At 64.5% G+C, this 9,021-nt stretch carries 9 protein-coding genes and 1 tRNA gene; 5 read left to right on the top strand and 5 right to left on the bottom strand.

What is annotated here, in order from left to right:
• The coding region (gene istA / locus ACTHJ1_RS10115; protein WP_440191499.1) for an IS21 family transposase at positions 1 to 1,313 on the top strand (1,313 nt) is incomplete at its 5' end.
• Positions 1,303 to 2,115: an IS21-like element helper ATPase IstB gene (gene istB / locus ACTHJ1_RS10120; protein ID WP_440191502.1), complete on the top strand. Its 813-nt coding sequence runs from the start codon at positions 1,303 to 1,305 to the stop codon at positions 2,113 to 2,115. The genes istA and istB, both read left to right, overlap by 11 nt.
• A gap of 48 nt (positions 2,116 to 2,163) precedes the next feature.
• Here the strand turns inward: istB and ACTHJ1_RS10125 are convergent, their stop codons facing one another.
• Together ACTHJ1_RS10125 and ACTHJ1_RS10130 are read right to left on the bottom strand one after the other, a co-directional pair.
• Entirely contained in the window at positions 2,164 to 2,841 is a 678-nt protein-coding gene (locus tag ACTHJ1_RS10125; RefSeq protein ID WP_440191505.1) for a tyrosine-type recombinase/integrase, read from the bottom strand.
• 186 nt (positions 2,842 to 3,027) lie between these two features.
• Positions 3,028 to 3,118, bottom strand: a tRNA-Ser gene (locus ACTHJ1_RS10130).
• Positions 3,119 to 3,415: 297 nt separating this feature from the next.
• On the opposite strand from ACTHJ1_RS10130, the gene ACTHJ1_RS10135 reads away from it, so the two are divergent.
• Positions 3,416 to 4,321 carry a pirin family protein gene (locus ACTHJ1_RS10135; RefSeq protein WP_440191508.1) on the top strand — a complete coding sequence of 302 codons (906 nt, stop codon included), beginning with the start codon at positions 3,416 to 3,418 and terminating at the stop codon, positions 4,319 to 4,321.
• Between the two features lie 49 nt (positions 4,322 to 4,370).
• Here the strand turns inward: ACTHJ1_RS10135 and ACTHJ1_RS10140 are convergent, their stop codons facing one another.
• From ACTHJ1_RS10140 to ACTHJ1_RS10150, 3 genes are read right to left on the bottom strand one after another with little or no spacing between them, the layout of a single operon-like run.
• Complete coding sequence (locus tag ACTHJ1_RS10140) at positions 4,371 to 5,402, bottom strand: CaiB/BaiF CoA transferase family protein (RefSeq protein WP_440191511.1); 1,032 nt, start codon at positions 5,400 to 5,402, stop codon at positions 4,371 to 4,373.
• Positions 5,399 to 6,406 carry a YhdH/YhfP family quinone oxidoreductase gene (locus ACTHJ1_RS10145; RefSeq protein ID WP_440191514.1) on the bottom strand — a complete coding sequence of 336 codons (1,008 nt, stop codon included), beginning with the start codon at positions 6,404 to 6,406 and terminating at the stop codon, positions 5,399 to 5,401. The genes ACTHJ1_RS10140 and ACTHJ1_RS10145 overlap by 4 nt, the downstream gene beginning before the upstream one ends.
• 9 nt (positions 6,407 to 6,415) lie before the next feature.
• Entirely contained in the window at positions 6,416 to 7,627 is a 1,212-nt protein-coding gene (locus ACTHJ1_RS10150; RefSeq protein WP_440191517.1) for a CaiB/BaiF CoA transferase family protein, read from the bottom strand.
• A 129-nt stretch (positions 7,628 to 7,756) separates the two neighbouring features.
• Here ACTHJ1_RS10150 and ACTHJ1_RS10155 point away from each other — a divergent pair, with 129 nt between their 5' ends.
• Together ACTHJ1_RS10155 and ACTHJ1_RS10160 are read left to right on the top strand one after the other, a co-directional pair.
• On the top strand, positions 7,757 to 8,602 hold the full coding sequence (locus ACTHJ1_RS10155; RefSeq protein ID WP_440191520.1) for an IclR family transcriptional regulator: 846 nt from the start codon (positions 7,757 to 7,759) through the stop codon (positions 8,600 to 8,602).
• A gap of 25 nt (positions 8,603 to 8,627) precedes the next feature.
• The coding region (locus ACTHJ1_RS10160; protein WP_440191523.1) for an acyl-CoA dehydrogenase family protein at positions 8,628 to 9,021 on the top strand (394 nt) is incomplete at its 3' end.

The following is a 9,021-nucleotide window of genomic DNA, read 5'->3' on the forward strand; positions in this document are numbered from 1 at the left end:
CCTGGCTCAAGGCCGACAGCCTGCGCGGCAAACGCGATCGGCGCAGCGACCTGGCGCTGTTTGAGGCCATCAGGGCATTGGGATACCCTGGCAGCCGGGGCCCGGTACAGGTGTTCTGCAAGGCCTGGCGAGCGCAGAGCAGCCATCCACGCCGTGCCGGCTTTATTCCCCTGAGTTTTGAGCTGGGCGAGGCGTTCCAGTTTGACTGGAGCACCGAGTATGCCTTTGTCGGCGGACTGCGCCGCCGGCTGGAGGTCGCGCACATGAAGCTGGCCGCCAGCCGCGCCTTCATGCTGGTGGCGTACTACAGCCAAGCCCACGAGATGCTGTTTGATGCCCACGCCCGATGTTTCGCCGCGCTCGGCGGGGTTCCCCGCCGTGGCATCTACGACAACATGAAGACGGCGGTGGACAAGGTAGGCGCGGGCAAGCAGCGCAGCGTCAATGCGCGCTTCCAGACGATGGTCGGCCATTACCTGTTCAAGGAAGAGTTCTGCAACCGCGCTGCCGGCTGGGAGAAGGGGATTGTCGAGAAGAACGTGCAGGATCGGCGGCGCCACATCTGGCGCGAGGCCAGCGAACGGCGCTGGGCAGACCTGCAGGCGCTGAACGATTGGCTGGCTCAGGCATGCAAGGATTCCTGGCACACGTTGCCGCATCCTGAGTGCAAGCCTCTGACGGTGGCCGACCTGTGGCAGGACGAGCAGGCCAGGCTCATGCCATGCCCGGCGCCGTTCGATGGCTACATCGAACACCCGGTTCGTGTGACGTCCACTTCACTTATCCACTTACACCGGAACCGCTACAGCGTACCGTGCCAGTGGATCAACCAGGTGGTAAGCCTGCGGGCCTATCCGGACAGATTGCAGGTGGTCGGCCCGCACGGTCAGTGCGTCACCCTGGCGCGCAGCTTCGAGCGGGATATGACCTTTTACGACTGGCGCCACTATGTCAGTCTGCTCGAACGCAAGCCCGGCGCGCTGCGCAACGGCGCCCCGTTCAAGGACATGCCCGCGCCATTGCTCGATCTGCAGCGGCAATTGCTCAAGCATCCTGGCGGCGACCGGGTCATGGTGCAGGTGCTGGTGGCGGCCACGCTGCACGGCTTGGAGGCGGTGCTCGTGGCGGTCGAGCTTGCCTTGCAATCCGGGCGCATCAGCGCCGATCACGTCTTGAACGTGCTGGCTCGCTTAAAAGAGGATGCCGCGCCGATATCGCCGCTGCAGGCCTCGGGCCTGGTTCTGGCTGAGCCGCCTCAGGCCGATGTGCATCGCTATGATCGTCTGCGCCAGGAGAGTGCCCATGTCCAGTGACGACATCGCAGCCGCCCTCAAATCGCTCAGCCTGCATGGCATGGGCAACGCCTGGCCGGAGGTGCTGGGCACCGCCCGCATCAAGTCGATGGATCATGAGGCGGTCATGCATCAGCTTCTGAAGGCCGAGCGGGCCTACCGCGACGTGCGCTCGATGGCTTACCAGATGCGCGCGGCGCGCTTCCCCTATCACCGCGACTTGGTGGGCTTTGATTTTGCTCAGGCGCAGGTCGATGAGGCGCTGGTCAAACAACTCCATCGCATGGACTTCATCACGACGGCCCACAATGCCGTCTTGGTCGGCGGACCGGGAACGGGCAAGACGCACCTGGCGACCAGCCTGGGCATCGAGGCAATCCGTGTGCATGGCAAGCGCGTGCGCTTCTTCTCCACGGTCGAACTGGTCAACCTGCTCGAGCAGGAGAAGGCCCTGGGTAAAACCGGGCAACTGGCCTTGCGGCTGACCTATGCCGATCTGGTGATCCTCGATGAACTGGGCTACCTGCCCTTTACCCAGGCTGGCGGCGCGTTGCTGTTCCACCTGCTCTCCAAACTCTACGAGCGCACCAGCGTGGTCATCACCACCAATCTGAACTTCTCGGAATGGACCAACGTCTTTATCGACGCCAAGATGACCACGGCGCTCCTGGATCGCTTCACGCATCACTGTCACATCGTCGAGACCGGCAACCAAAGCTGGCGCTTCAAACACTCAACCGCAAAGCCCGCTGCATCCAAGCCTCGTTCACGCAAAGGAGATCAAACTCACGAAATCCCGATAGACTTATCCACAACCGAATAACCTGAATATCGATAAATCAGTGGCTCAATATTCGGCGTGCTGACCGGCTCAGTTTGTCTGGTGATTCAACAGTAGCAGCTCAGGCAGTTCCTTGGCATCCAGGCGGGCGTAGTTCTGCTTCTTGCGCATTTTCAGCACATCACTGGGACGGATCTCCGTTGCCGGATTACGCGTGGCAAGGCCGTGGGCGATGGCATAGCGAAAGACCTGGCCGCAGGTCTGTAGCGACCGCTTGGCAATGTCCAGGGCACCTCGCTTTTCGATGGCCTTGGTCATCGCCACCAGTTCAGGGGCTTGAATCTCGTCGATGGGGCGATCCCCCAAGGCTGGAAAAATGTCGGCCTGAAGGCGGCGCAGCACATAGTCGGCATGTCGTTCGCTACGAGCGGATTTCCAGTGTTCCCACCATGAGGTCGCGATTACCCGGAAGGTGTTATCGGCAGCATGCTGGCGATTGATCTTGTCCACCTTGCGTTGGGCCATCGGATCGGTGCCAGTGGCCAACAGCTTGCGGGCCTCGTCGGCCATTTGGCGAGCTTGCGCCAGGGATATATCAGGGTAGATCCCCAAGGCCATCAGTTTTTGCTTGCCATCGAAGCGGTAGGCCCAGCGCCAGAGTTTGGAGCCCGTGGTCGTGATGTGCAGTTGCAGGCCGCGCCCATCGGAGAGCTTGTACAAGGCTTCGCCGGCCTTGGCGGTACGCACGGAGAGGTCTGTCAGGGCCATGGTGCCGGCCATCCTGTTGGTATTTTGACAATACCAACGAAAATAGCACCAAAGTACCAACATAACTACCAACAAATTTGCTGGCTTTGGGTGGACTTGGTCGGACGAGCCTGGAAAGAAAAACCCCGCAGAACATTGATTCTACGGGGTTTTATGGACTGTCCTGGACAGTTCCGGACTATTCTTTGGCGGACAGAGGGGGATTCGAACCCCCGATACGCTATTCACGTATACACGCTTTCCAGGCGTGCGCCTTCAACCGCTCGGCCACCTGTCCTGATTCCGGCATTTTGCGCGGGCATAGGATACGCGGCGCGAAAAATCGGTAATCTGCGATTCTAGCAGAAATCCCCCACGCCCGTATTGGTTCGCCCCCACGCGTTGCAAATCCACCTGGATCCGCCCTTTGCTCCCGGCAATAGCGTCCGCTCAACCCCCTATGAGGCCTGGCGCTCCGATTGTTCAAAAAATAGAACTATGCGTGCAGATATCGCTGCCTACCGCTTTGATCATGCCGTCCCTATTCTCTCTACATCTACCCGCGCGCATTGCGCGAAGCCTCCAGGAGATGAAGATGAAGCGCATTCTCGGCGTCTACAGCGCCCCTCGCCAGCACTGGGTCGGCGATGGCTTTCCGGTACGCTCGCTGTTCGGCTATGACGGCCTGGGCCGGCAACTGAGCCCCTTCCTGCTGCTCGATCACGCGGCGCCCACCCGCTTCGAACCAGCCGCGCAGCCGCGCGGTGTGGGCCAGCATCCGCATCGCGGCTTCGAGACCGTGACCATCGTCTATCAGGGCGAGGTGGAACACCGCGACTCCACCGGCGCGGGCGGCCTCATCGGCCCCGGCGACGTGCAGTGGATGACCGCCGGCGGCGGCATCATTCACGAAGAGTTCCATTCGCGCGAGTTCACCAGGAACGGCGGCACCGTCGAAATGGCGCAGCTTTGGGTCAATCTGCCCGCCAAGGACAAGATGACCGCGCCGCGCTATCAGACCTTGCTGAGCGCGCAGATTCCCTCGGTCGACCTGCCCGACGGCGCGGGCCGAGTGCGAGTAATCGCCGGCGAGTTCGACGGTCGGCGCGGCCCGGCCCTGACCTTTACGCCGATGGACGTGTGGGACGTGCGCATCGCCAAGGACGGCGCTGGCCGCTTCGAGGCGAAGGACGGCTGCACGCTGGCGCTGGTCGTGATGCGCGGCACTGTGTTGATCAACGGCAACGATGTCGCGCGCGAAGGGCAATTGGTCCATTTCGACCGGGCAGGCAGCGGCGTGGAGATCGAGGCCAACAGCGACGCGGTCTTGCTGTGGCTGTCCGGCGAGCCTATCGACGAGCCCGTGGTCGGGTATGGCCCGTTCGTGATGAATAGCGAAGCCGAAATCCGGCAGGCCGTCGCCGACTTCAACAGCGGCCGCTTCGGACGCATCCCGCCTGCGCAGCATGGCGGCACGGCGCCGCAGACGCAGGCTGCCTGAGGCGACCGACGCAGTCCGGTTTTCCGTACCCGGGGTCTGTACCCGAGCTCTAGTCCGGCGCGGAAAACCGCGGTGCCGGAGCGGGATGCAGCACCTGCCCCACGTTGCGGAAATTGCCGCGGGCCGCGAAATGCGGATGACGGCTGGCTTGCGCCAGCGAAAGCACCGGCGTGACACAGGCCTCGGTGCCCTCGAAGACCCGCAGCCAATGTTCGCGCGGATGCCGCGCGAAGATCGCCGCGAACTTGGCGCGCATCTGCGGCCAGGCCGTCTGAACGTGCTGCGCGGGCAGTACCTCCTCTTGCAGGCCCAGGCCTTGCAGCAGGGCCGCGTAAAAACGCGGTTCGATAGCGCCTACGGCAACCGCGCTGCCATCGGCAGTGGCATAGGTGGTGTAGAAATGCGCGCCGCCATCGAGCAGGTTGCTGGCGCGGCGATCATGCCATTGACCCGCCTGCCAGCGCCCCAGGATGGGCGCCATCATGGCCAGCGCGCCATCGACCATGGCCGCGTCGACCACCTGCCCGCGGCCGCTGACGCGCGCCTGCAGCAGCGCAGCCATGACGCCGACCAGCAGCAGCATGCCGCCGGCGCCGAAATCGCCGATCAGGTTCAAGGGTACGGCAGGCGGACCCTCGGCGGGCCCGATGGCATGCAGCACGCCGCTCAGCGCGAGGTAGTTGATGTCGTGGCCTACCTCCTGCGCCAAGGGACCGGATTGCCCCCAGCCCGTGACCCGGCCGTACACCAGGGCCGCGTTGCGTTGCCAGCAGGCCTGCGGCCCCAGCCCCAGCCGCTCCATCACGCCGGGCCGCAGGCCTTCCAGCAGCACATCGGCATCGGCCGCCAGGTCCAGCACCGTGTTGCGTCCCGCCTCGGTTTTCAGATCGGCCGTTACCGACGTTTTGCCGCGCAAGGTCAGCTCGAAGCGCGCATCGCGCGCAATGCCCATGTCGGCAGCCACCGGCCGCGCGACGCGAATGACGCTCGCGCCCATATCGGCCAGCATCATGCCCGCCCAGGGCACCGGACCGACGGCCTCCATTTCCAGCACCCGCACGCCGGCAAGAGGCCCGCTCAAGCGGTATCTCCAAAATCGACCAGCGTGCGTCCCAGCGCCGCGCCGCTTGCCTGGCGCTCGGCGTGCGCCGGCAGATCGGCGAGACGTATGCGGTGAATTTGCAGCAGACGCAGTTCCGGCCGCCAATCGCCGGCGAGCCTGCCCCATAGCCTCAGGCGCTGCGGCCAAGGCGCGTTGGCCATGATGCCGAACATCTGCACCTGGCGCATGATGAAAGGCAGCACACTGCCCTCGTAAGTATTGCCGGCCGCGTTGCCGACCGACGCGAGCTGCCCGCTGTCGCGCAGCGACCGCAGCAGCCACGAGAGCGTGGCGCCGCCCACATTGTCGATCGCCGCCGCGAAACGGCCCGCTTCCAGCGGTTTGGCCGAGCGCGTTGCGTCGGCGTCGATGATTTCCGTTGCACCCAGCTCGCGCAGCGTGTCGGCTTGCGCGGGCCGGCGCGTGATGGCGGCGACTTCGTAGCCGGCCCGCGCAAGCATGGAGATCGCCAACATGCCCACCGCGCCCGTCGCGCCTGAAACGGCGATCGGCCCGCTGTCGCGACGCAGGCCGTTGGCTTCAAAACGCTCCAGCGCCATGGCCACGGTAAAACCGGGCACGCCGATGGCCGCGGCCTCCAGCGGCGTCAGCCCCGAGGGCAGCTTCTGCAAATGCGCGGCAGGTACGCGCATGCGCGCACTGAAGCCGCCGTCGTAGGCGATGCCGGTCTGAAAGCCGTGCACCAGCACGGCATCGCCCGGCGCGAAGCGCGCATCGGCCGACGACAGGACGTCGCCCACGGCCTCGATGCCCGCAATGCGCGGAAACTCGGCGATGATCTTGGCGCGCCCCGTGACCGCGAGGCAGTCTTTGAAGTTCACCCCGGCATAGCGGGTGCGCATCACGACCTCGCCCGCCGACAACTGCTCCAGCGTCAGCGTTTCGATGCGAGACTGCACGCCGGCTTCGCTTTTGCGGCAGACCAGGGCATCGAAGGTATCCGTCATGGAATACGAAGACATGAGTCGACCTCAGATCACGTTCTGATCGCGCAATTCGGTCAGGTCGGCGGCGTCCAGGCCAAACTCGGCATAGACCTCGACGTTGTGCTCGCCGACTGCCGGTCCGGAGCGGGGTATCGGCATGTCGCGGCCGACGACGCGCGGCACGATGCAGGGCGCGGGCAGGCTGCCGTAGTCGGGATCGGGCAAGCGAATGATCGCCTGGCGCGCCTGAAAGTGAGGATCGGCCTTGATGTCCCGGATGTCATACACCTTGCAAAAGGGAACCTGATGCCGCTCGAGCTGAGCGCTGATCTCGGCATAGGGATGCTCGCCGAACCAGCGCGCGAATCCCTCGTCCAGGGCATCCATGTTCTGTACGCGCTTGGGCAGTGTCTCGAAGCGCGGATCGCTCACCCATTCGGGGCGATTGACGGCATCGCACAGGCGCACATAGACCGCCTGCGAAGACGCCACCAGCGAAAAATACACGCCGTCGCGGCTGCGATACATATTGGACGGCGCGGTGTAAGAGGTGCGATTGCCGACGGCGCAGCGCACCTGGCCCAATTGCTCGTGCTCGACCGGCAGCGGATCCAGCAAGCGGAACAGCGCCTCGGTCGCAGACAGATCCACCTCGGCGCCCGCAGCGCCGGGGTCGCCCCGCAACCGAGCGACCTCGGACGCGATGGAGAACGCGCAGAACACGCCGGCGATGGCGTCGCCCAGCGGGAAGTTGCTGTGCAGCGGCGAACCGCCAGCCTCGCCGGTCAGATTGGTGAAGCCGCTCATGGCCTCGAACACCCGCGCAAAGCCTGCCCGCGAGCGATAGGGCCCGGTCTGGCCGAAGCCGGTCAGGCGCACCACGATCAGGCGGGGATTGGCCTTGTGCAGCGTTGCGATGTCCAGGCCCCAGCGGTCCAGGCTACCGCTGCGAAAGTTCTCCACCAGAACGTCGAAGCTCGGCAGCATCGAAAGAAAAATCTCCCGCCCCTTGGGCTTGCGCACGTCCAGGGTGATGCCGCGCTTGCCGCGATTGGCCACCTTCCACCAGAGCGGCGAACCGTCCTTGATGGGCTGCATGTGCCGCAGCGAATCGCTGCCGTCGGGCAGCTCCAGCTTGACGACGTCGGCGCCCTGGTCCGCGCACAGCGTCGCGCCGCTCGGCGCGGCCAGGACGGTCGCCATATCGAGTATTCGCACGCCGGCCAGGGAGCCGGGATTCGCCGTCTTTGAATTCATGGGTGAGCCCGCACAGAAGTTTGCATCGAACCTCTTTATGCCCATGTCGTTTCGCGTCGACAATAGGTTGTTTCGCACAGCGAAATAACTTGCCGCAAACCATTGACCCTGGATTTCGAAGCGCGAATCATGAACGCCACCACTCGCCCCGCCCCGAAAGTCAAAGTGTCCACCATCACGTTGCCCGGCCTGGTCGATCCTCACGACCTATCCTCCGACCGCCAGTTCTCCATGAACCTGGCGCGCGGACTGGAAGTGCTGCGCGCCTTTTCGGCGTCGACGCCATTGCTGGGCAACCGCGAAATTTCCGACCGTACCGGTCTGCCCAAGCCCACGGTGTCGCGCCTGACTTATACGCTGACCTTGCTGGGTTATCTGGCCCGCGACGGGCAGTCGCAAAAATACCGGCTGGGTCCCGGCGTGCTGGCGCTGGGCCATCCCCTATTGGCCAGCATGCACGTGCGCCAGATGGCCAAGCCGCTGATGGAATCGCTGGCGCGCACCACGGGCTGCACCGTCAACCTGGGCATGCGCGATCGGGGCACCGCCGTTTATATCGATTCGGTACGCGCCGACACCGCCAATCAGCATCTGCCCGACATCGGCACCTCGCGCCCGCTGCTCTCCAGCTCCATCGGGCGGGCTCTCATCCTGGGGCATACGCCGGCCGAGCGCACCGCCATCCTGAACTATCTGAAAGTGCAGGACAGGACGCACTTCGACCAGTGCAAGCCGCTTTGGGAAGCCGACGTCAAGCGTTATGCGGAACGCCGCTACTGCCTGTCGCGCGGAGATTGGCAAAAGAACATCCATGCGGTGGCGGTTCCGGTCCGCCAGCCGCCGGGCGAGCCGCCGCTGGCGATGAACTGCACGATCGCGGCGCACCGCGCGCAAAAAGACCGGCTCGTGCGCGACGTGGTGCCGCTGCTCAAAGAAGCGGTGCACCAACTTGAATTCGCGCAGGGACTGCACTGACGCAATACACCATGCAAGGAAAACCATGATCCGAGACGCCCGAAAGTTCGAAGCCATGATGCGGGAGATCCGCGGCTTCCTCGACGAAGAATGCCTGCCCATCGAACAAGAAGTGGACCAGGCCGACCGGATTCCCGATCCGGTGGTGCAGCGCATGCGCGAGCTTGGGCTGTTCGGCCACAGCATCCCGGAAGCGTACGGCGGCGCGGGCCTCACCACCGAGGAACTGGCGCTGGTCAACATCGAGGTCTCCCAGGTCGCGACGGCGTTTCGCGCCCGCTTCGGCGGCAACACCGGCATTGCCTCCGAGTCGCGGGTGGTCGACGGCACCGAAGAGCAAACGCGCCGCTATCTGCCCCTGCTGGCGAGCGGCGAGGCCACGGGCTGTTTCGCCCTGACAGAACCGCAGGCCGGTTCCG

This window comes from Bordetella sp. (assembly GCF_051960075.1).
In the GTDB taxonomy this organism is placed as follows: Bacteria; Pseudomonadota; Gammaproteobacteria; order Burkholderiales; family Burkholderiaceae_B; genus Bordetella.

Coding starts and splice junctions, on each gene's coding strand:
- istB (WP_440191502.1), top strand. CDS start 1,303: ATGTCCAGTGACGACATCGCAGCCGCCCTCAAATCGCTCAGCCTGCAT.
- ACTHJ1_RS10125 (WP_440191505.1), bottom strand. CDS start 2,841: ATGGCCCTGACAGACCTCTCCGTGCGTACCGCCAAGGCCGGCGAAGCC.
- ACTHJ1_RS10135 (WP_440191508.1), top strand. CDS start 3,416: ATGAAGCGCATTCTCGGCGTCTACAGCGCCCCTCGCCAGCACTGGGTC.
- ACTHJ1_RS10145 (WP_440191514.1), bottom strand. CDS start 6,406: ATGTCTTCGTATTCCATGACGGATACCTTCGATGCCCTGGTCTGCCGC.
- ACTHJ1_RS10150 (WP_440191517.1), bottom strand. CDS start 7,627: ATGAATTCAAAGACGGCGAATCCCGGCTCCCTGGCCGGCGTGCGAATA.
- ACTHJ1_RS10155 (WP_440191520.1), top strand. CDS start 7,757: ATGAACGCCACCACTCGCCCCGCCCCGAAAGTCAAAGTGTCCACCATC.